Origin of the sequence: Nocardia sp. NBC_01503 (assembly GCF_036327755.1) — a bacterium.
In the GTDB taxonomy this organism is placed as follows: Bacteria; Actinomycetota; Actinomycetes; order Mycobacteriales; family Mycobacteriaceae; genus Nocardia.
In genome coordinates this window covers 4,652,303-4,675,439 of sequence record NZ_CP109596.1, presented here as the reverse complement: position 1 = coordinate 4,675,439, position 23,137 = coordinate 4,652,303, and the positions used below count along the sequence as shown (strand labels likewise).

Annotated in this window: 29 protein-coding genes; 22 read left to right on the top strand and 7 right to left on the bottom strand. The window is 62.9% G+C overall.

All coding sequences use genetic code 11. From position 1 onward, the window contains the following. Positions 1-216: 216 nt before the first annotated feature. Positions 217-1,631 (top strand): IS3 family transposase gene (locus OHB26_RS21100; protein ID WP_330185432.1). Its coding sequence is split into 2 segments (ribosomal slippage): positions 217-589 and positions 589-1,631, totalling 1,416 coding nucleotides; the frame shifts between segments, so codons are not numbered across the junction. A 394-nt stretch (positions 1,632-2,025) separates the two neighbouring features. Further along, positions 2,026-2,568, top strand: a complete 543-nt coding sequence (locus OHB26_RS21095) for an HD domain-containing protein (RefSeq protein WP_330179000.1) — start codon at positions 2,026-2,028, stop codon at positions 2,566-2,568. Here the strand turns inward: OHB26_RS21095 and OHB26_RS21090 are convergent. Continuing rightward, the gene (locus OHB26_RS21090; protein WP_330178999.1) at positions 2,559-3,029 is read right to left on the bottom strand and encodes an NUDIX hydrolase; all 471 of its coding nucleotides are present in this window, start codon (positions 3,027-3,029) and stop codon (positions 2,559-2,561) included. The genes OHB26_RS21095 and OHB26_RS21090 overlap by 10 nt on opposite strands. Then, positions 3,026-3,871 carry an XRE family transcriptional regulator gene (locus OHB26_RS21085; RefSeq protein WP_330178998.1) on the bottom strand — a complete coding sequence of 282 codons (846 nt, stop codon included), beginning with the start codon at positions 3,869-3,871 and terminating at the stop codon, positions 3,026-3,028. The genes OHB26_RS21090 and OHB26_RS21085 overlap by 4 nt, the downstream gene beginning before the upstream one ends. A gap of 82 nt (positions 3,872-3,953) precedes the next feature. Here OHB26_RS21085 and OHB26_RS21080 point away from each other — a divergent pair, with 82 nt between their 5' ends. The 15 genes from OHB26_RS21080 (at position 3,954) to OHB26_RS21010 (ending at position 12,515) form a co-directional block, all read left to right on the top strand. Then, positions 3,954-4,238 carry a hypothetical protein gene (locus tag OHB26_RS21080; protein ID WP_330178997.1) on the top strand — a complete coding sequence of 95 codons (285 nt, stop codon included), beginning with the start codon at positions 3,954-3,956 and terminating at the stop codon, positions 4,236-4,238. Positions 4,239-4,646: 408 nt separating this feature from the next. Then, positions 4,647-4,922: a hypothetical protein gene (locus OHB26_RS21075; RefSeq protein WP_330178996.1), complete on the top strand. Its 276-nt coding sequence runs from the start codon at positions 4,647-4,649 to the stop codon at positions 4,920-4,922. A gap of 51 nt (positions 4,923-4,973) precedes the next feature. Next, the gene (locus tag OHB26_RS21070) at positions 4,974-5,390 is read left to right on the top strand and encodes a hypothetical protein (RefSeq protein ID WP_330178995.1); all 417 of its coding nucleotides are present in this window, start codon (positions 4,974-4,976) and stop codon (positions 5,388-5,390) included. A 263-nt stretch (positions 5,391-5,653) separates the two neighbouring features. Then, positions 5,654-7,474 carry a hypothetical protein gene (locus tag OHB26_RS21065; protein WP_330178994.1) on the top strand — a complete coding sequence of 607 codons (1,821 nt, stop codon included), beginning with the start codon at positions 5,654-5,656 and terminating at the stop codon, positions 7,472-7,474. Further along, on the top strand, positions 7,471-7,644 hold the full coding sequence (locus OHB26_RS21060; protein WP_330178993.1) for a hypothetical protein: 174 nt from the start codon (positions 7,471-7,473) through the stop codon (positions 7,642-7,644). Before OHB26_RS21065 ends, OHB26_RS21060 begins: the two co-directional genes overlap by 4 nt. Beyond that, positions 7,641-8,549 (top strand): terminase gpP N-terminus-related DNA-binding protein, encoded by a 909-nt coding sequence (locus tag OHB26_RS21055; RefSeq protein WP_330178992.1) that lies wholly within the window; start codon positions 7,641-7,643, stop codon positions 8,547-8,549. The genes OHB26_RS21060 and OHB26_RS21055 overlap by 4 nt, the downstream gene beginning before the upstream one ends. After that, positions 8,546-8,977, top strand: coding sequence for a hypothetical protein (locus OHB26_RS21050; protein ID WP_330178991.1), 432 nt, complete (start codon positions 8,546-8,548; stop codon positions 8,975-8,977). Before OHB26_RS21055 ends, OHB26_RS21050 begins: the two co-directional genes overlap by 4 nt. Positions 8,978-9,004: 27 nt before the next feature. Beyond that, positions 9,005-9,976, top strand: coding sequence for a hypothetical protein (locus OHB26_RS21045; protein ID WP_330178990.1), 972 nt, complete (start codon positions 9,005-9,007; stop codon positions 9,974-9,976). A gap of 189 nt (positions 9,977-10,165) precedes the next feature. Beyond that, positions 10,166-10,654, top strand: a complete 489-nt coding sequence (gene ssb, locus OHB26_RS21040; RefSeq protein ID WP_330178989.1) for a single-stranded DNA-binding protein — start codon at positions 10,166-10,168, stop codon at positions 10,652-10,654. A 2-nt stretch (positions 10,655-10,656) separates the two neighbouring features. Beyond that, positions 10,657-10,911: a hypothetical protein gene (locus OHB26_RS21035; RefSeq protein WP_330178988.1), complete on the top strand. Its 255-nt coding sequence runs from the start codon at positions 10,657-10,659 to the stop codon at positions 10,909-10,911. A 2-nt stretch (positions 10,912-10,913) separates the two neighbouring features. Then, positions 10,914-11,240 carry a hypothetical protein gene (locus tag OHB26_RS21030; RefSeq protein ID WP_330178987.1) on the top strand — a complete coding sequence of 109 codons (327 nt, stop codon included), beginning with the start codon at positions 10,914-10,916 and terminating at the stop codon, positions 11,238-11,240. Then, complete coding sequence (locus OHB26_RS21025) at positions 11,240-11,515, top strand: hypothetical protein (protein ID WP_330178986.1); 276 nt, start codon at positions 11,240-11,242, stop codon at positions 11,513-11,515. Before OHB26_RS21030 ends, OHB26_RS21025 begins: the two co-directional genes overlap by 1 nt. Further along, on the top strand, positions 11,515-11,913 hold the full coding sequence (locus OHB26_RS21020) for a hypothetical protein (RefSeq protein WP_330178985.1): 399 nt from the start codon (positions 11,515-11,517) through the stop codon (positions 11,911-11,913). Before OHB26_RS21025 ends, OHB26_RS21020 begins: the two co-directional genes overlap by 1 nt. Next, positions 11,913-12,140 carry a hypothetical protein gene (locus OHB26_RS21015; protein WP_330178984.1) on the top strand — a complete coding sequence of 76 codons (228 nt, stop codon included), beginning with the start codon at positions 11,913-11,915 and terminating at the stop codon, positions 12,138-12,140. Before OHB26_RS21020 ends, OHB26_RS21015 begins: the two co-directional genes overlap by 1 nt. A gap of 168 nt (positions 12,141-12,308) precedes the next feature. Next, complete coding sequence (locus OHB26_RS21010; protein WP_330178983.1) at positions 12,309-12,515, top strand: hypothetical protein; 207 nt, start codon at positions 12,309-12,311, stop codon at positions 12,513-12,515. A gap of 176 nt (positions 12,516-12,691) precedes the next feature. Here OHB26_RS21010 and OHB26_RS21005 read toward each other — a convergent pair whose 3' ends face one another. From OHB26_RS21005 to OHB26_RS20990, 4 genes are all read right to left on the bottom strand, one after another. Next, positions 12,692-12,883, bottom strand: coding sequence for a hypothetical protein (locus tag OHB26_RS21005; RefSeq protein ID WP_330178982.1), 192 nt, complete (start codon positions 12,881-12,883; stop codon positions 12,692-12,694). A 6-nt stretch (positions 12,884-12,889) separates the two neighbouring features. Further along, on the bottom strand, positions 12,890-13,153 hold the full coding sequence (locus OHB26_RS21000) for a hypothetical protein (protein ID WP_330178981.1): 264 nt from the start codon (positions 13,151-13,153) through the stop codon (positions 12,890-12,892). A gap of 578 nt (positions 13,154-13,731) precedes the next feature. After that, positions 13,732-15,147, bottom strand: coding sequence for a hypothetical protein (locus tag OHB26_RS20995; protein ID WP_330178980.1), 1,416 nt, complete (start codon positions 15,145-15,147; stop codon positions 13,732-13,734). Continuing rightward, a complete protein-coding gene (locus OHB26_RS20990; RefSeq protein ID WP_330178979.1) occupies positions 15,144-15,794 on the bottom strand; it encodes a WXG100 family type VII secretion target in 651 nt (216 codons plus the stop codon). The genes OHB26_RS20995 and OHB26_RS20990 overlap by 4 nt, the downstream gene beginning before the upstream one ends. Positions 15,795-16,872: 1,078 nt before the next feature. Between OHB26_RS20990 and OHB26_RS20985 the strand changes: the two genes are divergently transcribed. The 5 genes from OHB26_RS20985 (at position 16,873) to OHB26_RS39735 (ending at position 21,804) form a co-directional block, all read left to right on the top strand. Beyond that, positions 16,873-17,532, top strand: a complete 660-nt coding sequence (locus OHB26_RS20985) for a hypothetical protein (protein WP_330178978.1) — start codon at positions 16,873-16,875, stop codon at positions 17,530-17,532. Between the two features lie 99 nt (positions 17,533-17,631). Continuing rightward, entirely contained in the window at positions 17,632-19,017 is a 1,386-nt protein-coding gene (locus OHB26_RS20980; protein WP_330178977.1) for an IS1380 family transposase, read from the top strand. 1,023 nt (positions 19,018-20,040) lie between these two features. Continuing rightward, positions 20,041-20,526 carry a hypothetical protein gene (locus tag OHB26_RS20975; RefSeq protein ID WP_330178976.1) on the top strand — a complete coding sequence of 162 codons (486 nt, stop codon included), beginning with the start codon at positions 20,041-20,043 and terminating at the stop codon, positions 20,524-20,526. 307 nt (positions 20,527-20,833) lie between these two features. Then, positions 20,834-21,391: a hypothetical protein gene (locus tag OHB26_RS20970; protein WP_330178975.1), complete on the top strand. Its 558-nt coding sequence runs from the start codon at positions 20,834-20,836 to the stop codon at positions 21,389-21,391. 218 nt (positions 21,392-21,609) lie between these two features. Then, positions 21,610-21,804, top strand: coding sequence for a DUF397 domain-containing protein (locus tag OHB26_RS39735; protein ID WP_442942691.1), 195 nt, complete (start codon positions 21,610-21,612; stop codon positions 21,802-21,804). Positions 21,805-21,843: 39 nt separating this feature from the next. On the opposite strand, the gene OHB26_RS20960 is transcribed toward OHB26_RS39735, so the two are convergent. Continuing rightward, complete coding sequence (locus OHB26_RS20960) at positions 21,844-23,052, bottom strand: alpha/beta hydrolase family protein (protein WP_330178974.1); 1,209 nt, start codon at positions 23,050-23,052, stop codon at positions 21,844-21,846. Positions 23,053-23,137: the final 85 nt, after the last annotated feature.

The window sequence follows — 23,137 nt, the reverse complement described above, 5'->3', positions numbered from 1 at the left end:
CCGCACCCGTGGGCCGCCGACGAACTCATGCCGTTCTTCGATGAGCTTGGACGCCCGTACAAGGAACGACTCGAGGCCGCATGGGTCTCAGCCCTGCGTGTCAGGGTGAGGTGAGTCCACCGGCTCGGAGCCAATCGGGTAGATGCAGGGCGAGAGACGGATCGATATTTCATGACCAGGACAAGCACCACGGTGGCCGAAGGCCACAATGGGCGGATGGGTTCTCGAGGGCCGCGTGGTGACGAGCCGAAGCGGCGGCGTGCGTTCAGCGCGGCGGACAAGTTGGCGTATCTGCAGGCCTACGAGCAGGCGATCGAACACGGCGACGGTGGCGGGTATCTGCGGCGAGAAGGGCTGTATTCCTCGCAGATCAGCGAGTGGCGCAAGCAACGCGACGCGGGAGTCCTGTCCGGGAAGAAGCCGGGCGAGAAGGTCGGCAAACTCACCGCCGAGCAAGCCGAAATCGCTCGCCTGACAGCGGAATTGGCGCGTGCGAACAAACGCCTCGTTACCACCGAGGCCGCCCTGGACATCATGGGAAAAGCACACGCTCTCTTGGAATCTCTCTCCGAGAGAGCGGATTCGCAAGAGAAGCGCAGACAGCGCTGACCACCGCGTACACGTCGTTGACCGAGGTCGGAGCCGGAACTCGGCGTGCGGCGGTGTTGACCGGGCTGGTGCGTTCCACCGCGATCCGCCGCCGCAACGCGGCCGCGGGACCGAGTTCGGTTTTTCGGCAACCGGTTTCGGATCCGGTGAACAAGCTCTCCGAGTTCGAGCGCCGCAAGATCTTGGAGGTGCTGGGCAGTCCCGGGTTCGTCGATCTGGCGCCGTTGCAGGTCTTCGCTCAGCTCCTGGACGAGGGCACCTACCTGTGTTCGGTGTCCACGATGTATCGGGTGTTGCGGGAAAACAAGCAGGTCAAGGAGCGTCGAAGGTTGGCGCGCCATCCGAGCAAGGTGTGTCCGGAGTTGGTCGCCACCGCACCGAGGCAGGTGTATTCGTGGGACATCACCAAGCTCGCGGGCCCGGTCAAGGGACAATATTTCGATGCCTACGTGATGATCGACATCTACTCCCGCTATATCGTCGGGGTCCATGTCCACAATCATGAATCCGGTGTTCTGGCAACAGAATTGATGAAGGAGATCTTCGGAGTCCACGGGATCCCGCAGGTCGTGCACGCCGATCGGGGCACCTCGATGACCAGCAAAACCGTCGCCGCTCTACTGGCCGATCTCGAGGTCACCCGCTCGCATTCACGACCGCGGGTGTCCAATGACAACCCCTACTCCGAAGCACTGTTCAAGACCCTGAAATACGGGCCGGAGTTCCCCGAACGCTTCGGATCACTCACCACCGCAAGAGGATTCATGGATTCCTTCGCCGACTGGTACAACCACGAACACCGCCACACCGGCATCGGCCTACACACCCCCGCCGACGTCCACTACGGGCTGGCCACCGACAAGGCCGCCGAACGGGCAGCCGTGCTCGCCCAGGCCCGCGCGCGGCACCCACACCGCTTCGGCACCACAACGACACCGAAGATCCTCGACCTACCCGACACCGCCTGGATCAACCGACCAACCCAAGACACCACCCAGGAGACCGACACGACAGCCGCTTAACACCCGCTGGACTCATCCACCTTGAAAAATTCCGCAGCAAGGCTTACCTACGAGTCGGAGGAGACAGCGAGCGCGGGCCTCCGAGTACTTACGGCCGCCCGTCAAGTTGCTGCGGCACGAGGGGCATCTGGCGCAAGCGAAATACCTTCCGAGTTGTTCAAAGAGCTCTGGGCTGCGCAGGACATATTCGTAGCCGCAGCAAGGAGCGAACTTGGTCTCGCTGTCCTGTCGGAGGATCGTGGTTCGGCACCTGGAGGAGCGCCGACGTAGGCGACACATCGTAGGCAACGAACAGCGGCCAGTGTGCTCAAAGATCATTGGCCAGAGGACAACGACCAGCTGCCGCCCTTGTGAGGGGTGGTCGAGGCTGCCGGTTCACCACTACCGTGTGAGCGTGACTTCTGATTTGCGACGATGGGCGTTCGATACGGCGCGGGAGCAGCTCGAAACCCTTCCACGCCGATGGAAGCACACTCAGGGAGTAGCCCGCCGGGCCGAGCATGCCAGTGGCGTAGTGGATGATCCGGACTTGCTCGTAGCCGCGGCATGGTTACACGATGTCGGATATGCGCCTCATTTGGCTCGAACTGGATTTCACCCGGTAGACGGCGCGGAATTTCTGGCAGAGCAGGGCGCGCCCGAGAGGTTGATCGCTCTGGTGGCGCATCACTCGTGCGCTTGCGTTGAAGCCCGGCACCGAGGTCTGAAAATTCGGTGGGCAGACGACCATTCGGCCGTCCGAGATGCCTTGTGGTGGGCCGACATGACTACAACACCAGCTGGTGAGATCACCGACGTCTGCGACCGGATCGAAGAAGTTTTGGAGCGCTACGGGCCTGACCATGTGGTGGCACGTTCGGTGACCGAGGCTTCGGCAGAGCTGCTGGCAGCTGGCAGGCGGACGGAGAAGCTACTCGCTGATCGGCTTCACGTGTAATACGGCTCTGGCACGCCCTCGAGCCCACGCTCGATGCGGAGCCAGATCGACGGATGAATGTCGAGGTTGACGAGACCTTCCGGATCGATCCAGCCGACTTCCTTCGACTCCGAACTCGTTTGCAGATCACCACCGACCGGCGTCGCCGTGAAGCAGATGGAGAACTCCTGGCGGACTTCGCCATCCTCGTAGGCAATCACGTGCTCCGGGTTGGAGAAGACACCAACCAAACCCGTCACCGCAATATCGATTCCGGTTTCTTCCTTGACCTCGCGAACGACCGCTTGAGCAGGAGTTTCCCCAACTTCCATGCCACCACCGGGGATTGAACATTTGTTGTTGTCCGTGCGCAGGATCATCAAGATCTGCCCGTGGTCGTTGCGGACTACAGCACTGACGGCGACCTTGAGGCTGTTCGCCTTCGGAGCATTCGGGTCCTGGTAGAAGTCGGTGCGGCTCATACCCTGATCCTCGAGAAGTCGGCGGTGTCGGAGATGGACCAGACGTGTTCGAAACTACTCAAATACGTCTCGAACAGGTCGCCCGTGGGCAATCGACGCAGGTGCATTGCCGGTGCGTAGGCCCCGGGCTGTCCGAAGACGTGCATATTCACGATCATTTCATCATCGAATCGAAAGATCGAGTTGTACAGGGTGGTGCCATGAAACCTGATCTCAACGCCCTCGATACTGGTCAGGGGTTCAACAAGCGCAAGTGCGTTCTTGATTCGGGCCGGGACTGTGCCAACCGCGAGCTTCTCCTCAGAACTTCGCTTCACTGCTTCATCCGCGAGTGGATCACCGAAAAGCATTCGCACTGAAAGCCCCTGATTGACTTTGGTTTTGATGGTCTTCGCGAACGTAGGCTCTTCGGCAAGGAATAGTCCGGCAAGCACCAGAATGTCTATGCGCTCGGAACTGTCCCGCAGAAGACGGGACCACAGATCCGCCGGAATCAGGCTCCGATGAGGGAAGATCTTGATCACTTCGGCTTCGGCGATCTCGGTGCGTCGTTCGGGATCGATCGCGTCAGGCCACAGATAAGTTTCCGCCTCATGGACGAGAGCGGCCAGTGCGCGGCGATGCTTCGGAAACGGCGTTCGCCCCTTACTGATCCACCGCTCCACGGTTTTTGCGTCCACACCAATCGACTCTGCTGCGGTGGCTGGACTAAAGCCGTTGAGCAGCAACGATTCAAGTAGGCGGTCGTTCGGCATTGCCTCACCCCCATAGAGGATTTCTAGGGACGATTTTACTCCACAAGGACGTCCTAAAAAGTCCCTTTCACGAATGATGTCGTCCATGCCTCATCGAGTTCCCTTGTGACACAAGCGAGTACACAGCTCGCTCGGAGATCAACAAAAGAACTGATCGGAGGCGATGGGCGTGACTCAGAACAACGGCGATCGTGTGTTGCAAGCGAGGATTGCAGCACACGCATCGTGGGCACAGACCGAAGACCGCGCGGCGCGAACCGCCAACGCGCGCAAGGCATTACTCGACAAGTTCGAGCGAACAGTAGGCCCCGATGGGCTGCTCAGCCCGGAGGAAAGAGCAGTTCGCGCCGAGCACGCGCGGAAAGAGCACTACCTGCGACTTAGCCGAAAATCGGCGCAGGCAAGGCGTCGCCGTAACTTCCGCAATCAGCACAACGGCGGTGATGCAGCATGATTCGAGCTCTCATCTTCATATTCGGCGCTGTAGCTGTCCTGTCGATTCTCGCTCCTCCGCTCGCCGGGCTCCTGCTAACCACCCTGCTGATCTTCGGTGGTGCTGGCCTGATCTGGAGTTTGGCATCTCCGTTCCAGCGTCGTCGGCGGGGTGGTCGGCGATGAATGACTACTTCGTAAGTGATGCGCGCGGCCGGACGGCTGTGCCCATGTCGGCGCCCATGCTCGCGGGCCTGTTTCTGCTGGCGTTCGTGTTCGCGGTGGGCGTGTATCTCGGGGTGCTGCTGTTCGGTAGTCGCTCCGCGTTGCCGACCACGGTGGTCGTTTGCCCGGCTCCCGGTACCGCGAATGTGGCGTTGTGGCCGTCGGATTGCCCGCGTGAGGTGGCGGCCCCAGGAGTGAAATTCGGTTGCAGCCGTGGGAGACCCGGCTCGAAGAGCTCACCGCTCAGCAGTACGCGCTGTCGTTCGACTCTCTCGCCAAGGCCGCGAGTTTCGTGGGTAAAGGTGCGAGGGCGGCGTACAAGCTCGCGAACCGATCGAAGAAGGCCGGACGGGCGCACGTGACCCGCGTGGATTACGGGTCGCCCGGTCCGTGGCGGCATTCGAGCAATTTCGATGAGCCTGGCACGGTGCCGCATGGGCCGCTGTGGTTCTTCCTGAACCGTGAAACCAATTGGGGTTAACTCGAATTCGATCCGGGCGAGTGGCTGCCGAAGGCGTCGACGGCCGCACATTTGACCGCGATCACGGAGTTGCGTCTCGCGTTGACCGGGCTCGATACCAACCCGGAGGTGTGGACCAGCGAACGGCTGCTGCGGCGCCGGATCAAAGCGACCGGCACCGAGCCGACCGACCGTATTCATGACGCCTGGTTCCGGGACTTCACCGATCCGGACAGGGTGTGGGCGATCGAGGTCGAGCTGTCCCGCAAGTTCGGTGACGGCCGCTTGCTGCGGGCGATGACCGCCGCGTTGGACACCGCCGAGCGCCACGGCCTTGCCGGGGTTCTGTACTTCGTGCGCGGTGCGAGTTTGTTCCGCGCGGTCGAGGACACCGCGGCGCGCCTGGCTCATAAGCGCGGTGTGGAGAGTCTGGCGAATCTCGAAATCCATGACCTAGACACCACTTTGACCAGGAAGGGGGTGATCTGATCATGTCCGGATGCGTTCCGATGATCACGCCCGAGGACTGCGGACCCACCACCACGCCCGTGCCGACGGTCTCGACCACTCCAATCCCCGAAGTAGTGCCACCGTCGCCCGGACCGGTGACCTCTGCAACGACGCAGGCACCGTCGCCAGAGCGGTTCGAGAACCCGACCCTGCCCAGTGGCTGGCACGTCCCGAACTGGAGTCTGCACATCTCCAGTGTTGGCGAGGTACTCGCGGTAGTGGGTACTGCCCTGCTAGGCATCGTGTTTGCGATCGCCCTACTGCTCGCGCTGAATGTGGTTGCGGCCAAACGTCGTTGGGAGGCCCGGCAGGTTCGTAACTATGCACTCGGATCGCTGATTCTCGTACTGGGTGCGATGTGGGTAGCGAATTCGTGGTTCGCACCGCTGGTTTTGTGGTGGCAGGGCACCACGGTGCTGGTCCACTCCGGTCCTGGCTCGGGCGCGTTGGTGGCGATGACTGCCGGCGCTTTGCCCTTCGCCTGGTGCGGTGCGGCAATTTATCGGGCGCGGTTCCTGTCCCGCCTTGGCACTGAGGGCATCGGGTCACCGTGGAAGACACGACGTTTGCAACGCCGTCAGCAGATGGGCAAGGCCGCCGCCGCGCGCCGGGCCGCGAAGTACGGGGCGCCACTGGTGACCGGCTGGCTCAAAGCCCGCGTGGTGCTCGGGCCGTTGTCCGAACGCACCGACGCGACCCAGTCCAGCGCGCTGATCCAGATGACCGATCGCAGGACTTCGAAGCTGGAGCTTCCGATCGATGGTCTTGGACACATGGTGATCTTGGGCAAGTCGCAAAAGGCAGGCAAGACCACCATGCTTGTGCGGCTGGGCACTGGGCTATTCGAGGCGTACTGGCATCGGTATGTGCGAACCGGGGAGAAGCGTCCGCTGCTGATCTTCGTGGACTGCAAGGGCGGCAAACCCGGTCTCGCGACCGGTCGTCAGGTGGTGAAGATCGCCGCGCGGCTGGGGGTGAATCCGAGGCATATCGCGTTGTGGCCCATCACCAATCGTCTCGATTTGTGGTCGATGAACGTCGATGACATGTGCGCGACGTTGGAATCGATGATCAACCCGGTGCAGTCCACCGAGGCCGGGTCCGAGCATTTCAAGCAGAACCGTATCCGGGTGACCAAGCTCGCGGTCACCGCGCCGTGCGGGCCGCCACGCTCGAAAAAGGAGTTCCTGGAACGGCTTTCGGTGACCTGGCTCAAAGAGGTCGGCTGGGCACACGACGAGGCGATCTGCAACGAGATCGATGCGCTGGAGTTGAACAAGCCGCCAGCGATCGGGGACGTGTCGGGCAAGTTCCGCAACATCTTCGCCGCGATCGGTGAGGGCTTCGACGGCGGCCGCCCCCTGAACAGCTTCGATGTCATCTACGCCACCGTGCCCGGCACCGTCCGCGGGGAGAACGCCCGCGCCCAGGTCGCCGCGCTCACCACACTCATCTCGCAGTTCGCGTGTGGCGAGCATGACCGGCAGATCATTTTGATCATCGATGAGATGTCGGCGGTGGCGGACAAGACCGGCGGCATCAACCAATTCACCATCGCCGAACGACTGCTCGGTATGGGTGTGGTGGCGTTCTTCGCCGCCCAGAACCAGTACGGGCTCGGGCAAACCCCGGACGAGCGCCGCCGCCTCCTCGAATCGTGCCCCTCGGGTGCACTACTGATGGCCTTGGAAGGCGCGGGAAAGGTCAGCGAAGTATTCGGGTCACGCCCGGTCACCGAGAACACCCGCCGCGCGAAGGACGGCAAAGTCGGCGACGAAGGCACCCTCGGCAATCGCGAAACCTTCTTCATCGACCCGAACCGGCTCGCGGAATTCAAGACCGGGGACGTGGTGTGGGTGCACGCGCTCAAAGCCCAATGGGGACACGTGGTCCCGGTCGACCTGGACGAGGTGACCGAACTTCCCACAGACCCGTACGCGGAGCGCTGGGCCGCCGACACTGTGGCCCGCGTGCCACTGGCCAGGGTGCGGGATCTGGACTCCGGACGTGCCCGCCAGGCCGATCTGGGCTTGGACGGCAACGAGGGCGGTGAAGCGGCATGACCGACTACCTACGCCCGATCGCCGCTTATGTGGCCAGCCAAAGCGGACACCACACACGCACCGGTGACCACCCCGGACACCCGGTCGCCACGCGGCCGGACACCCCGGACAGCAAGGCGGACACCACCATTCACGCGGACAGCACCGAGGACAAAGGGCGGACACGATGAGCACCATCACCCCGCCAGTACGCGGACGCCTGGTCTCCTGGACCGGATTCGTGTTCGGCTCGCTGACCTCGATCGCGGCCAATGTCCTGCACACCTGGCTACCCGCCGCACACATGCCGTCCGGGTGGACACCCGGCATCGCACCCCAAATCGGTGCCGCGGTCTGGCCGATCGGCCTGCTGCTCAGTGTCGAGGTGCTCTCCCGGGCGCAGTGGCGGGGTGGGCGAATGTGGGGTGCGGCTCGCTACGGCGGCGCCGGAGCGGTGGCGTTCGGGTCAGCGGTCATTTCCTACAGCCATGTGCGAGATGTGCTGGTGGCCTGGGGATACGGGCATCCGGCCGCCGAATTCGGACCACTCACCCTAGACGGGCTGATGGTGGTGTGCGGGTTCGCGCTGATGTCGATGAGCACCGACAGCGACCGCATCGTTCCCGATCGCGCGGTTCCCGCGCGGGCGGCGCGCACAGGTGAACCGAAATCGGTGAGTGCTCGCGAGGTTCCGCTCGCGATTCAGGTGGAACCCGCCGCACCCCTGGGTGTCCGCGCGGTCGGCACGGTGTCCGGGGTGTCCGGACATGACTCCGAAGGTATTGCCGCACAGGTGGACACCCTCCCCGAAGAGGCGGATACCCCGGCCGTGCAGGCGGACATGACCGCCGAAGGGGTGGACATCGGGGCGGATACCCGCCGCCAGCGGGCACGGGAGTTGCACGCCCAGAACTGGACCCATGGCCGCATCGCGGTCGAGCTCGGGGTCAGCAAACGCACTGTCCGCCGCTACCTGTCCACCGGCGAGGACACCGACCTCTCGGGCGATGACCGCGCGGACACCCTGGCCGCCGAGTGGTTGGCCGCCCTGGACACCCACCACCACAACCACGACACGAATGGAGTGCACGCATGAACGGCAACGGCCGCGAAATCGATTGGGACGGTGAGCTTCAAGCGCTCATGGAGTCCTCCGGCATCGACCCCACCCAGATCGTCCGCCCAAAATGGACCATCCGCGCCCGTCGCATTCTCCTGCGAGCTCGCGCCGCCGTAATCACGCTGATCGTCGTCAGTGTGCTGATGTGGCTGACCGCCGCTTCCGGCGCCCCGGCCGCCGCGACCATCCCTTTGCGCTTTTGGCTGGTGGGCTGGATCGGTTACGGCGTCTGGATCAGTCTGAGCCGTCCTGACTGGTCCACCGCATTCCACGCGACATGTGAATTCGCCACGGCCTCAGGTCAATCGGTGTCCCGGTTCATGTTCGCCCATTCCCGCCCGGTTCGTGCCCACTGGCGCGCGTGGCGAGCCACCCGCGACCGCGACGACACCGTCACCACTTAATCCCCTCCCAGGAAGGACTGAATTCCTATGCCCGGCAAAGAACGATCCGCCATTTTCAGCAGTGACCACATCCCCACCTCGGGGCGAGAGTCCGATGAGGTGGCCCGCAGTTGGCCGCAGATGATGGCGCTGCTGTTGCAGGTGTTGCAGCAGCTCCAGAAGGCCACCGCCGACGGGTCGGTGAAACTGACCCGCCAGCAGCGCGCCCAACTGCACACCGAGGCCCGCGACGCCCAGAAAATCTATGACTACCAGGCTCAAACAACCCGGCAGTGGTATCAGGCCCGCGCCCAGGACTACCAGCGCGAAGCCAAAGCCGCCGCCGCGCGGGCCACGGCCGGAGCCAGCCCACAGGAACAAGCCCAATCCGCCGCCTACCTGAAGGGGTTGCGGGCCAGCATCGAGCACACCATCCACGACACCACCCTGACCCCCGAACAACGCGGGCAGGTGGTCCAGACCCTCGATGCGGTCGACCATGACTCTTCGAAACCGTTGCCTCGCAACATGTTCGAGCAGGTTGAGGATGCGGGCGCCGCGCGTGCCAGGTATGCGGCAGCGGGCAGTGAATACCGGGTGGCCCAGCATCGCCAGCAATTGACCACGACCGAGGCCGCGCCGTCCGGTGGTGCCGAGGCCAGTCAGTGGCAGCGTGAGAGTGCGCGCCGATTCGGTGAACTCGGTAATCGGATCGCGCGTCTGGAGGCCGCGATCGAGGAACTCGTACCCCGGCACGATGCCACGGCCACCGCGGGTTCGAACGGCCAGGCCAAACCCCGTGTGACGCAGCAAGCCGATCAGCAGCATTCGGCCGCACAGGCCCATTTCGCACAGGCACACACCCAGGCCGAGCCCGGTACGACCGCGCACGCCGACGCCGAGCAGTCGGAGATGACGCACCCCGACCAGGAGCACCCTGCGCCCGAACAGCCCGCACCCGAAGCCGACAACGCCGAGCAGCGAGCGGCGTGGATCGCGCAGATGGAGGCCGAGGCGTGACCGGTCCGGTTGTGCCCCAAAGGTTTTACACCAACAACATCAGAAAGGAATCCACCGCCACGACCGCAACCTCACAGCCGAATCGGCTGATATCTCAACCCTGTTCATGCTTCAGCGACCGATCCGAATCTGTTTCGGACAACCAATCTCTAACGGACACAACCCATATCGAATGGAGTAGTGAGAACAATGTCCGGTGAAACCACTCTGACCGTTATCGGCAATCTGACCGCTGACCCGGTGATTCGAAGCATTCCGAAGACCAATGATTCGGTGGTCAACTTCACCGTCGCGTCGACCCCTCGGGTGTTCGACCGGCAGGCCAACCAGTGGAAGGACGGGGCGGCACTGTTCATGCGGTGCACGATGTTCCGTGAAGCCGCGGAGAACATCGCCGATTCCCTGTCCAAGGGCGCGCGCGTGGTCGTGGTCGGCAAACTCGCACAGCGCGAGTACACCGACCGCGAGGGCGTCAAACGCCAGGTGATCGAGTTGGTCGCCGACGAAGTCGGAGTGTCCCTGAAATACGCCGTCGCCAAACCCGTTCGCCGCTCCACCCAAGGCGGTAGCCGCAATGGGCGAGCACAGGCCAAACCCGGTGGAAACGCGAACGAGTCGGCCGTGGCCAGTGATCACCCGTTCGCTTCGTTCCAAGGCGATCCGGAAGAGGTGGCGTGATCATGCGCAATCCATACACCGGTAACTGCGGCAACAACGAACCGCACCCCGATCTCGGCCATTCGGTCGGGGTGGGGTTCAGCACCGAATACGACGCCGAGCTCAACGTCATCGTGTTCGGTATTCACCCCGATGGAGATCGCGGACCGGATCTGATCATGGGCCTACCCCTGGAGGCGGCCATGGCGGTGCACGACCTGTTCGACGCCGCGATCCTCGACGCCCTCGATAGCCAGAACAATCAGGAAGGACTCTGATCATGGCCTATCTGAGCACCACTGCCCGCACCGCAATTAACGGTGACCGCACGGGCGGGCGCGGCAGTCTCGACAGTCATTGGCATCGCATGCCCGATGCCACCGTTGAGCTGCTCGCGGCATGGGATTGCCGGGGTGACATCGAAATCCGCTGGAAGGTCAACACCAATGACGGTGTGCTGGCTGATCTGACGGTCCAGGAGGCTCGCGTCCTACGCGAAAACCTCACCGCGGCCATCACCGCATTCGAAAGCAGCGACAACGATGTCGCCGACCCGGAGATCGTCACTGACGACGATTCCGAGCCGATGCCGGAGGAGGTGGCGTGATGCGGAACCTTTTCGGACACCACGTCAGTGGCGCGGTCGATGACGGGGTACACATCGTGTCCCAGGTCGGTGGCTCGTTCGAGGTGTACTACGGCCAGTTCCTCGAACTCGTGGTCCTGGAACTGCGTGCTCATCAGCACGGTGCGGGCATGGCCTCGATGGCGATGACCGTCGATCAGGCGGTGTTGCTGCGGGGTCTGATCGATGCCGCGATCACCGACGCGAAGGCGATGAAACCGCTTCGGGCACTTTCCGATACCGAGGAGGTGCTGTGATGGCGATGCGCAATGTCCTGGTCGCGCGGGCCGAACGGTTCAGCCGGTTGCTGATCACGATGGAGCCGGGCGCGAAGTTCCGGTTCACGTTCCTGTACTCCCTGGCGGGTGAGTATCGGTCGGTCTCGGCTGATCTGCCGCGCCAGGTGGCCGGGGACTTGTTGATCACGATCACCGAAGCACTCCAGGACGGGGTTCCCGTGCAGGACAGCACACCCGCTGTCGCGGACGAGAAAGCCCATGGGGTGTGGGTGGCCGAGCTGATCAAGGAACGCGATGAGTTGCGGGACCAGAACAAGGAACTGCTCGATCAGGTGCAGTGCCTGCAATGGGACCTCAACGCACTCGCGGCCCAGCATGATCTGTGCCCGCAACCGGCACCGGCCAGGAGACGGTAATGGACCCGAACACGGCCCTGACCCGCATCCGGGATCTGATCGGCGAAGCCGATGCCCTGAATCCGCACGTGTGTTTCGACCACAACGAAGTGGCTCGCATCCTGTACGCCCTCACCGAAGTTGTTGAGGGACTCGATGAATGGATCACCGACGGCGGGTTCCTACCGGAGGATTGGAGGCCCACGGCCACCACCACCCGGGACACCGTGATCGGGCGAGCGATATGAGCACCCGATCGGAATACCAGTTTTGCGGGTGCCGGGACTGCTTCGACATCGCGGTCGGGACAGTGAACGCGCTGACCTTGTGCGGGCTCTGCGAAGCGGCAGGGTGCGAGATCGGGGAAGGCGATTGCCAGCGCGAGGAAACCCTCTACGCGAGTTCAGGGGACTGCGATGGCCAGGAGTAAGAAACTGATGAGCCGCCGCACGGAACTCAGGTTCGGGCGGGAGATCCAGGAGCAGTACGACCGGGGTGCGAGCTGGGCCAGAATCGCCGACGACTACGACATGTCGCCGTCGAAGGTGAAGAGGCTAGCCAAGAACTACCGGGACGACTGTGATCGGAGAGCCCACCAGAATCAGATGACCTTATTCGGCTGACCATCACCAACAACTGAATATCGAAGGAAAGCGGAGTCCGTGCCTGTTTCAGCCAGGCACGGGCTCCGCCCCATTTTCTACCAGTCCAGTAGTCCGACAGATTACACAGGGAGGGCAAGGGCTCCGAGGAGCGCCCTGTGCGCGGGCAAGCAAGCGCCTCGAACGAGTCGGCTTGATCACCACTCGGGTGCTGCGATGGGCGAGCCGAATTCCTCGTCACGCCAATCCTCGTAGCTCACTCCATCGATCGACCCTTCCGGGTCGCCCTTGTCCTTCACCGGATTCGAGTTCCCAACGACCGGTTGATGGCCCAGAAGCTTGAGATATTCGGGTGGAAGCCCGGCATACGGATCGTCGGAAGCGGTCACGGCTGATTACCCCGTGGTACGGCGTACGATCGGCTCATCCGGGCCGACCAGGCCGTATGAGCGAATACGGTCGGTTGCCCGACGGTCGGCCAGCTCGTCCCGCAACTCCGGATGCTGGAAGTAGAAGCGCACCAGCCAATAGGTTGCCGAGGCGCCGATCGAGGGCCATTGAGCATCGAGGCTGGCGGTCCGGATCTCGGCGTCGTCTGCGTTGTAGCGGACCAAGACATCGCAGCGCTTTCGGCGCCCCTTGCCGGTGGCGATAGTCACATCGACTATGTTGCGCCAATCTATCGTGATCCGACCGGTGAATGTCTGTTTGAAGGTCAGCCGATCGGAAGTGAGTTCCAATCGGGCTATCGGTGCTTGGATTAAGAATTTCACCAGATCTCGCACTGCGAATATCACAGCGACTACCGCAGCGAATGGGAAAAAAACCCGTTGACCGCCAGTGAGTGGAAGGTCGAGCGTGTGAGACCAGATTCCCAGAGCGAAGACCGTCCCACCGACAGCTCCACAGAAGGCAAACGCGCCGTAGCACATCTCCAGGAACGATGTTGCACTCACTACAGTGCCATCGTCGGAGTATCGAATTATTGCACCGTCGACGGTGGCTAGTCCAGCCAACCTGACGGACATGAGGATAAAAATCCCCATCAATGCGAATGCTAATCCTACGAAAAGATAGAATGAGGACTTAAGCCAGTCCCCGTCAGCGACAGATCCTGCAAACAGCGCGCAGAGAAATATCCCGAATCCGGATATCGCGACTGCGAATGTGCAGGTCAACCATCGTGATACCTGCCACTCGTACGGGATCGGGTAACTGCTGGCCTGTGCGCTCTTCGTCATTTGCAGACCACATTCTCTCCAAGCTGTGTGCCGAGCCAGCCGAAACCCCACGTACCAGCCATGGCTCCGCCAGCGGAGGCCAATGGACCGTATTCGCCGAGTACCGTCCCGGCGAGGGTACCGCCGGCAGTACCAGCGAGTCCGGATACCCCGGCGACGCATTTCTCGTGGGCGGTGCCCGCGTTGATCACGTCGTATCCAGTGACCGCCAAACTCAGCCCGGGGCCCAGCACCTTGGCGCCGACGTTCACTTTCGCGGCTTGCCCGGCATCGAGCATCGGGATGCCGCTGCGCGTCTGCACCGCAGCGCCGGAGTAGGTTTCCAGCGCGCTGAGACCGCCGCCCAGCGAGGTCATATATGGGTGGGTGAAGAAGTCACTGCTAGTGCTGTTCGGATCGAAAACCGGCTCGTCCTTCGGCACCGGATACGTCTTGCCGCTGGTCAAGTCAGTGACAGTGCCGCCGGTCTGATCGCCACGCTGCCAGAGTTCGACTTTCATCTGCCCCGGGATCTCGGTCGTCGTGGTGATGATTCCGCTGCCGGTGGTTTCCTTGTTGGTGGTCGTTTTGGAAGTGAGCTTTCCGGACGGGTCGTACCAAGTGGCGACAGTGGTGTCCCAGCCCAGCGGAGTATGTTCGATAACCTGCCGACTGCCGTCCTGCATCGTTAGTGTCGTAGTCGTGGTGTTGTGTTCATCAGGTCCGGTGACCTGGACATCCTTGACCGTGGTCGCGGCGGCTTCCTTTTGTATCTGTTGCTGGTCTGTGCGGCCGAGCTCGCTGCTCGGATCGGGTACGCCGCTGCGTTGCAGGTAGCCCGCACCATCAGTCACCTTCTCCGGGTCCATCTCGACATCCGAGTTGATCTGACCGACGATGTACGCCAACTTGCTGCGTATATCCGCGTCGGTGACGCCGAGTTCGATGATCAACGGATTGAGCTGGTTCTGCCATGCCGTTTGTGCCTGCTTCAACACCTGAAAGCGCGCATCATCCATGGGTCCGGATTTGAGGAGCACCACCCATTGGTCACTGACTTCGAGTGGACCCTTCTCGATGTTTTCGACCATCGCGTCCAGACGGGGCTTCAGCGAGGACAGCGAATGGAACGCGAGATCGACCACATTCCCGACACCTTGATGACCGAAAGTACCGCTGTTGTAGGCGATATCGGCGAACTCGGTAGCGTTCTTGGCTGTGCGGGTGAGCATGTCCACAGCGGCAGTGTGGCCCTCGCCGTCCCAGGTCTTCATCTCCGGCATGTTGAGGCAGTTGTTGCGCAGGGTGTGGACGGCCAACTCGATGTCCTGCCCCGCCTGCAGAACCTGTTTCGCCTTGTCCTGTAGACCATTGATATCCCAGGTGGCGAACACCGATCGCTTCGGAATGAACTCGTTCCCGAGCTTGCTCATTTCAGCCCCCGCCCCCGCGCGCAGGGATCCTCGGTCTCCAACTTGCGGAATCCCGTGGCAAGATCCTCATCGGTGACCTCGTAGGTACCCGCCGCACCCTGCACCGCGGTGCCCATAGCCGAAACATCGGCAGCGAATTTGTCCAGCGGCGTTCGAACCACGTCACCGGTGCGGTGGGCGGCCCACTGAGCCTGAGAACCCGTAAGGCCATCGAAGACCGCAGCGATCTTGCCTGCCAGATCGATCGCGCCGATACTCTTCGATGCCTCTTCGACCGAACTGGCGAACGACCGGAGAACAACCGGATCGACTAACACAACCGCACCCCCTGGCCCCGTCCGCGGGGCATTGCGCCGAAACTGAACATACGGTAACAAACTGGCCGTTCGAGTGTGGTTGGCGACGAGACCAGAATGTTTATCCGCCCACCCCATGTAAGGCGATGCGCCACCCGCGGTTTTGGGACTCAACCAGGTGATGTGACGATCTGTGCCAGATTCGTGAGCGCGGTTGTCGCACAGTGGGTTCTGGAGACTCCCGATCAGCGTGATTACTGGTGTCGATGCCGTCGTGACTTCGTTGCGGTCTGCCATCGCCGCTCTGCCGCCGCTCATTCCGGCGTAGCCGCGATCATCGCGCGGTTCCACGCCATGGTGGACGCCAGCGGTTAACACGAGGGAGGGGTGGGGCGTGTGGAGAGTGCGGGCAGGCCCGGCCTGCCCGTCACCAACTGCCCGCTGGCGCCGCCCGAGAGGCTCACGCCGAGCACGAATTTCCCGTTCCGAAACCGCTGCGACGAGCACCGGACCGGACGGGGAAATTCGTGCTTGGCGTGAGGGGCGGCGCCGACACAATCACGCGCCCCACCCCCTCCCGAACGCGACAGGCCATCGAAACCTGGACCAGATACCGGGATTGGCCACCGGCCAGCAATCGAAAACCGGGGGTAAAACCCATGCAGAACACAGGTAGAACGCAGCGCATGAGCGGCGAAAGGCGGGCAGAACTAGTCGCATCGTGGAAAAACGCGGGTAGAACGCGGGAGATCACTACCCGAGTTTTACCCACATTTTGCACCCCGCCCCGCCTCCTGACCTGCGGTTACAGGGTGGGCTCTCACAGATCACCAAATACCCCCATCAGTGTGTATTTGGTGATCTGTGAGAGCCATAGTTAATTTTCAGAAGGAGGCGGGGCGGGGGAAATAAGAAGAGAGAGAAGAAGATTCAGACAGAGGAGTAAGTAGGTTGAGTTGGGTAATGAGCGTTGCAGTTGGGTGCGTGGGAGCGTCCGGTGACGGTGGGTGCGTACGTGGCGGTTGAGTGCAGGGTGGCGTCCGGAACGCTGGCGCGGTGGTGATGTCCGGAGTGACCGGTTGCGCGGGGGTGGCTGTGCCCGGTGCGGATAGTCGCGGGCGATAGTCCGGCGGATGGTCTGGAGTGGTTGTTGTGCTGGGTGATTCCCTGGGTGCGCGCCGCATTGTACGGGCGCCGCCCCTCCCGCCCGAGGACGAATTTCCCCGTCCGGTCCACAGATTCAGTGACGGCGGGGTGCCGGGAAATTCCTCCTCGGCCCGGAGCCTCTGCGACGCCCCCGGCAGGCGGTGAGGGCAGGCGCAGGGCCTGCCCCGACAGAGCGCGGCGCGCGCCCAGGGAATCCACGCTCGGTCGGGACTCCACCCGTTGACACGTACGTGTCAAAGCATCTTGGAAGGACCCGGGGATCATGACCGACTCCGACACCATCACCGGACTACTCGTCACCGCGCTGGAGAAAGCTTGGGCGGCAATCCGATTCCGTCATCCCGATGTGCCCGAGGTGGTGCTTACCGTCGGGGCCGGATCGACCGGCAGTAGTGAACTCACGCTCGGGCACTTCGCGCAGAACCGGTGGGTGCGCGGCGAGTACGAACTCCACGAACTGTTCGTGGGTGGCGAAGGACTGCAACGCGGCGCAGCTGACGTGCTCGGGACACTGCTTCACGAGGCCGCTCACGGTGTGGCAGCGACGCGAGGGATCAAGGACACCAGCCGCCAGGGCAGGTGGCACAACGAGCGATTCCGAACCCTTGGCGAGGAGCTCGGGCTCGCCATCGCCAATCACCCGAAAATCGGATGGTCAGTCACCACGCTGCCGGATCGGACCGGAGAGCTGTACCAGGAGGAGCTGGACGAGTTGACCTTCGCCCTCGTGGCATACCGGCGGCGAGAACCCGACCGGCGCGGGGGACGCAAGTCCAGTAACAACGGGATGTCCGCCGTGTGCGAGTGCGGTCGAAAGATTCGTGTCTCCCGCAGTGTGTTCGAAGCCGGGCCGATCTACTGTGGCAACTGCGGCGGGGCGTTCGATGTCGACGGCGAACCTAGCCTCGGCCGATCACGCTAATTGCTGGTGAGGTCCCCCAGGAATGGCGAAAGGTGCTCTGACCCGCGATAATTCATCTTGCGAAGGAAGAATTGATCGAGGTTTTGGAGCACCTTTCTGGTGAAGCAGTCTATCTCGCCGTATCCACGGTTGCGCACCGACGCCCAAGGATCGGGCATCGTGACCCAGGCCGGGGCGGTCCTATTGCTCAGGACCGCGGAGAAACTGGGTTTGACCAGCGAAATATCAGCGGCGTTCGCGCCGTGGCGCAAGTCGATGGCCACCCATGACCCCGGAAAGATCCTCCTCGACCTGGCGGTCGCGGTGGCGATCGGTGGTGACTGCGTCGCGGATCTTTCGATACTGCGCGCCGAGCCCGGGGTGTTCGGGCCGGTCGCCTCGGGACCGACGGTGTCGCGGTTGATCACCCTATTGGCCGGGGATGCACCGAAAGCGTTGTCCGCCATCGATTCCGCGCGCGCCCGAGCCCGGGCCACCGCGTGGTCGCTGGCCGGTGAGCGCGCCCCCGACCACGACATCGACGCTGATCATCCACTGGTCATCGACCTCGATGCCACGCTGGTGACCGCGCACAGCGACAAAGAACACGCCGCCCCAACATTCAAGCGGGGCTACGGTTTTCACCCGCTGTGCGCGTTCATCGACCACGGTTCCGACGGCACCGGTGAGCCCGCCGCGATGCTGCTGCGGCCCGGTAACGCCGGGGCGAACACCGCCGCCGATCACAAGAAGGTCCTGGCCGCAGCGCTGGGCCAGTTGCCGTGGGCCCCGGGATATCGAGTGGGCCGGAAAGTGTTGGTGCGCACCGATGCCGGTGGCGGCACCCATGAATTCGTGGCCTACTGCCATGCGCGGCGGTTGCAGTACTCGGTCGGATTCGGTCCCACCGAATCGGTCGTCGCCGCCATGGACGCCTACCTCCCGAACTCCGCGTGGACCCCGGCCTACGACGCCGAGGGACAGGTGCGGCCCGGGGCGTGGGTCGCCGAGATCACCGGGATCATCGGGTTGTCCGGGTGGCCACCGGGCATGCGGGTGATCGTCCGCAAGGAAAAACCGCACCCGGGTGCGCAACTGCGGTTCACCGACCTCGACGGGCTGCGGTTGACCGCCTTCGCCACCAACACCACCCGCGGCCAGCTCCCGGACCTCGAATTGCGCCACCGCCGCCGCGCCCGCTGCGAGGACCGCATCAGAAACGCGAAAGACACTGGGCTGCGCAACCTTCCGTTCCACGACTTCGCCGCCAACCGGATCTGGTGCGCCATCGTCGAACTCGCCCTGGATCTGACCGCCTGGCTGCAACTGCTGGCACTGCACGAGCATCCCGCACGCCGCTGGGAGCCGAAAACCCTTCGGCTACGGCTGTTCTCCACGGCCGGGCGCCTCGCCCGTCACGCCCGACGAACACGGTTACATCTGGCCCGACACGCACCCCGGACGTCCCTGCTCACCACCGCCCACGACCGCCTCGCAGCCACCTGAACAGCATCGACCCACACCATCAACCCTGAAAGGACCAGTCTCCGGGCCCGTGGAGCCCGACAGCCAGCCCGCTGCGCGGGCCAGCCGCCCTGCCCCACAACCGGAAACTACAATCGAAACACCAATCCGAAACCGATCAGGCCGGCACATCAGCCACACGAAAGATCGAGGTTAGTACCTGCGCTCCCCACGCAGGCGGTTGAGTCGCGTTTTCAGTTCAAATATGAAAGGCTCGCGAACCGTCTGAGATCAGGCAATCGGTGATTCTGAGAACAGAATATCGGGTCTAAAAATATGAAGGCTGCACTTTCCGGCAACTTATAAAATGGACCCAGCAATTCGGGTGACGCCCGGGATTACCGATAACATTTTGACGTCATCGATCAGATTGACGAACCTATTGAGATACCGTAGAAGTGGGCAATTTACCCCGCCCAGCATAGTTCAAATGGGGAAATTCATGAGCACCAACCTCTTACGTCGTGTCATAGTTCCTGTCGGGACGTCTCTGACCGCAATAGCAGCAGCAGCAACAATAACCGTGCCAGCGAATGCCATCGAATTGCGTGAGATCGTTTGCCGCGGCGTTGCAACAATGCCGAGATCCATCGACACAGCTCACATACAGTACGGCTTCACGGTCGACTGCACCGGTCGGCCAGAAATACTGTCCGCCAACACCTAATTGAAGAAATTGCAAGATGGAAAAGTCACCACCCATTCCTCACAGCCGAACGAGGTGGTCACTCTGGACGCCAACAATCACGCCGAGGTGTGGTACACCGCTTCCTGCTCGTTGACCAACCCGCAACTTGCATTCTTCTACACCGAAGTCATCCTCGGTGCCATCGGAGGGAGAGGCTCAGACATCCGGCCGATAACTCCAAGCAACTCTCTCCCGATACAGTGTTGATCGACGACGACTGACCGAGACATTGAAACCATCGGCAGACTTCGGCGTAGTCCTCCTATCGGGACCATCGGTTTGCGATGCTAACCCCCATGGATGAAAGTAGCCGTGGGATGCATCCGGCCATCGCGATCGCGCTCTCCGTCATGCCGGAGAATGAGGGGAGCGCCCGGGTGGTGGGATCTGTCATCCGCGAGGAAGACGGTGCGGTGGCGGTGGTCGTTCACACCGACCAATGGCAGTACATCGTCGTCATTTTGCGCGAGGGTGATCGATGGCTCAAACCGGGTGTGATCATCGGCGGAGTGATCCCAACCCAAGGGCGACTGGAAACCAACTTTCCCACCATGCCGTTAGCGCAACAGTCGGGCGATATCCGATCCAGCGTCGACAACGACTTCATGTGGCACGCGGTCGGCGGAACGGCAGCATTGGATGCGGTCTCGGTGCGCGTATTGACGACGCTCGAATCCTGTCATCCGCAGATCGGTGACAACGGCCTGGTACTGGCGTTGGTCCGCGCACAGCCAGGCGAACGACCGCTCGTCACCATCACAACCCGAGACGGGCGCGAAGAAAGTGACTACCACGAGGATTAGGGCACTCCACTGGAGCGCAGACGCGCGAATCCCGACGAGCGCCAGCATGTTCCGATCGGTCGCGCCCGCCGACGCGCCACCGCGGCAGCCCGCCGACCACAATGAGGCAATGGCACAGTGGGTGACCCGCGAGGAATGGCGCAACGGCATGAGTTGAGCCTGAACACCATCCGCACCGAATGGGCCTACCAAGAGGACTTCCCGCCGCACGCCCAGTACCGCGAGCGCCTCGCGGGCACAGGCAGCGGCGGGCGCCACCGCGAATACGACCTCGCACAGCTGGACACATGGCTGGCACGCTGGCACGGTGGGCGTGGTTTCACATCGTTCAGCGGCGGCTATTCAAAATCTCGGCGACCTCGACGCCGACACCCATACGTTCACCGTCCCGCGCCGCCGCCATACCCGCAGCCCCGACGTGGCCTTCCGCGTCGCCGACCTCGACCGCCGCGACTGGCACCGCGTGGACGGACTCCCCGCTACTCGACCGTTACGCACGGTGACCGACCTGGCCGCCGACCAGACCGACGGCGGGTATCTGGCGAGCATCGTGCGCGATGCCATTCTCACCGGTGACACAAACGCAGCGGAGCTATCGCACTCCTTGAGGCCCTACGCCATTCGGTATGGCGGACCGGCCGGCGACGGGACCGCTCTTGTGCGCACCTTCATCCACGAAGCGGGCGCACCCACCTCGGCGATCGATTTGGCAACGCTCAGCACCGATGTCGACCAGAATGCAGTGGTGATCCAAGCCTTGACTGCCTCACCGGAGTGGCCTGAGATCGTCGAGCAGGTTCGCAATCTGCTGGTACGCACCATCGCACCGAAGCTGAATTCCGATGGGACGGTTGCCGATCGCTAGTTGGCCGCGCACACCGCCTTCAGCACTGTTGAAGAGGAGTCGATCTGAATCCTGGCCGCCGAACCGCGTCAGCATTCCGAATTGCACGACGTTGCGCTGAGCCCGGTGGACAGCCGGGCGCTGCTGCGAACGATCGCGAAGGAGTATCAGCCGTTAATAAGGATCTTGCCGGAGCCACTTGGTTCAAAAGCAGCTACAGCCAGGGGACTTCGGAGTGCGTGGAGGTTGCTTGGCTCGCGGGCGGCGAGGTTGGTGTGCGGGATTCCAAGAACCCGACCGGCCCGGCGCTGGTCCTCGCACCGAGTGACTGGGATGCCTTCCCCGCCGTTGTCATGGACGGCGATTCAACCGACCGGCCTGAACGAGAAGCGTCTGCCACCCGCTTTGGCCCTCGCCGTCCGGACGAGGGTTGACGCTCCCGCCATCACCCCATCGCCCGCCTCGAAACACGCCTAATGCGGAAGCATCTCGGGCTGTGCGAGTCGTTTGATGGTCTCCATCGGATTCATATCGCTGCGGCCGAAGACGGCGTCGAAGTAGGCCAGTAGGTACGAGCGCTGGAGGTCGACCGAGCGGGTTGCGTCGATCGGGCCGACCGTTTGGTTGCTCAGGTCTGTGCTCACCAGGCCCGCTGCGACCAGCTGGGCCACGATCACCTGGGCGTCGGTGAAGGACATGTGGCGGGTGCCCGCGATGCGCAGGGGCAGCTTCACTCCGGTGTTGGTTGCCCAATTCGGTTCCCAGCCTGGGTTTCCGAACCAGGGCGAGGTGTCGGAGGCGAACATCAGCAGTGGGCGATCGAGACCGTCGGTGGCGACGGAGCCGAGGATCGGCCCGTCCAGATTCACCCCGGCGGCGATCCGCGAGTCGTCGTGCATGGTTTGCGCGGTGGTCGTCCCGCCGAGCGAATGGCCGAACATGCCGACCTTCGTCAGGTCCAGATCGTCGGCGAGGTGTTGCGGTAGCGCGGGACTCGTATCCGAATGGCTGGCCGCGGCGGTGAGCTGGTCCAGAACGAATCGCGCATCGGCCACTCGAGTGGGGAGCAACTGGTCGGATAGGACGTTCATCGGCGAATCCAATGGCACCGCACTGCGTTCGGTGCGCCCGTCGGGGAATTGCACGGCGAATGACTCGTGCGTGTGGTTGATCGCGACCACGATGTAACCGTGGCTGGCGAGGTCCTCGGCTTGGGCGGTGTTCAACCCGGTGGTGTCGTCCAGTCCCGGCGAATTCAGCAGGATCGGGAACCGCCCGCTGCCGGTTCGAGCCTGCGCGTCGCCGCGGCTGTGGCTGGGCGCGAGCGCCCAACTGCCGGGAGCGACACCACTCTGGGTGAGCAATAGGCCGAGTTCTTCTCGGGTGCCCGGCAACATCCACGGCGCCGTGGGCGCGGTCCCGGCGTCATCGGCCGGGTACCAGATCTGCACCATCAGTTCGCGGCGGTGGCTGGGATCCCAGGGATCTGGGCGACTGGCATCGATGAGATGCACTTCGGTGAGTCCAACCGGATCTGGCCCGGTCGGTGCGGGCAGATTGATCGAGACTGCCGGATCCGCCGGTGCGTCGGGGCTGGCGTCCGCGACGCCCGCAACAGCGGTGGCGACCATCGAGACTGCCGCGATGGCCAGGATGTGCCGCCGTAAACCCTTGTGTTCCAAGATGATTCCCCCGAGTAGGTGTATGCCTCGATTGATCACCTTACAAGATCAGAAACGGACATGGTCCACTGTCCATCGAGACCGG

Excerpts from the sequence above, each read along its gene's own strand:
- OHB26_RS21045 (WP_330178990.1), top strand. The coding sequence starts at position 9,005 with ATGCCCGGCAAAGAACGATCCGCCATTTTCAGCAGTGACCACATCCCC.
- OHB26_RS20975 (WP_330178976.1), top strand. The coding sequence starts at position 20,041 with ATGCATCCGGCCATCGCGATCGCGCTCTCCGTCATGCCGGAGAATGAG.
- OHB26_RS20985 (WP_330178978.1), top strand. The coding sequence starts at position 16,873 with ATGACCGACTCCGACACCATCACCGGACTACTCGTCACCGCGCTGGAG.
- OHB26_RS21010 (WP_330178983.1), top strand. The coding sequence starts at position 12,309 with ATGGCCAGGAGTAAGAAACTGATGAGCCGCCGCACGGAACTCAGGTTC.
- OHB26_RS21015 (WP_330178984.1), top strand. The coding sequence starts at position 11,913 with ATGGACCCGAACACGGCCCTGACCCGCATCCGGGATCTGATCGGCGAA.
- OHB26_RS21050 (WP_330178991.1), top strand. The coding sequence starts at position 8,546 with ATGAACGGCAACGGCCGCGAAATCGATTGGGACGGTGAGCTTCAAGCG.
- OHB26_RS21060 (WP_330178993.1), top strand. The coding sequence starts at position 7,471 with ATGACCGACTACCTACGCCCGATCGCCGCTTATGTGGCCAGCCAAAGC.
- OHB26_RS21035 (WP_330178988.1), top strand. The coding sequence starts at position 10,657 with ATGCGCAATCCATACACCGGTAACTGCGGCAACAACGAACCGCACCCC.
- OHB26_RS21020 (WP_330178985.1), top strand. The coding sequence starts at position 11,515 with ATGGCGATGCGCAATGTCCTGGTCGCGCGGGCCGAACGGTTCAGCCGG.
- OHB26_RS21090 (WP_330178999.1), bottom strand. The coding sequence starts at position 3,029 with ATGAGCCGCACCGACTTCTACCAGGACCCGAATGCTCCGAAGGCGAAC.
- OHB26_RS21025 (WP_330178986.1), top strand. The coding sequence starts at position 11,240 with ATGCGGAACCTTTTCGGACACCACGTCAGTGGCGCGGTCGATGACGGG.
- OHB26_RS21055 (WP_330178992.1), top strand. The coding sequence starts at position 7,641 with ATGAGCACCATCACCCCGCCAGTACGCGGACGCCTGGTCTCCTGGACC.
- OHB26_RS20995 (WP_330178980.1), bottom strand. The coding sequence starts at position 15,147 with ATGAGCAAGCTCGGGAACGAGTTCATTCCGAAGCGATCGGTGTTCGCC.
- ssb (WP_330178989.1), top strand. The coding sequence starts at position 10,166 with ATGTCCGGTGAAACCACTCTGACCGTTATCGGCAATCTGACCGCTGAC.
- OHB26_RS21030 (WP_330178987.1), top strand. The coding sequence starts at position 10,914 with ATGGCCTATCTGAGCACCACTGCCCGCACCGCAATTAACGGTGACCGC.
- OHB26_RS21085 (WP_330178998.1), bottom strand. The coding sequence starts at position 3,871 with ATGGACGACATCATTCGTGAAAGGGACTTTTTAGGACGTCCTTGTGGA.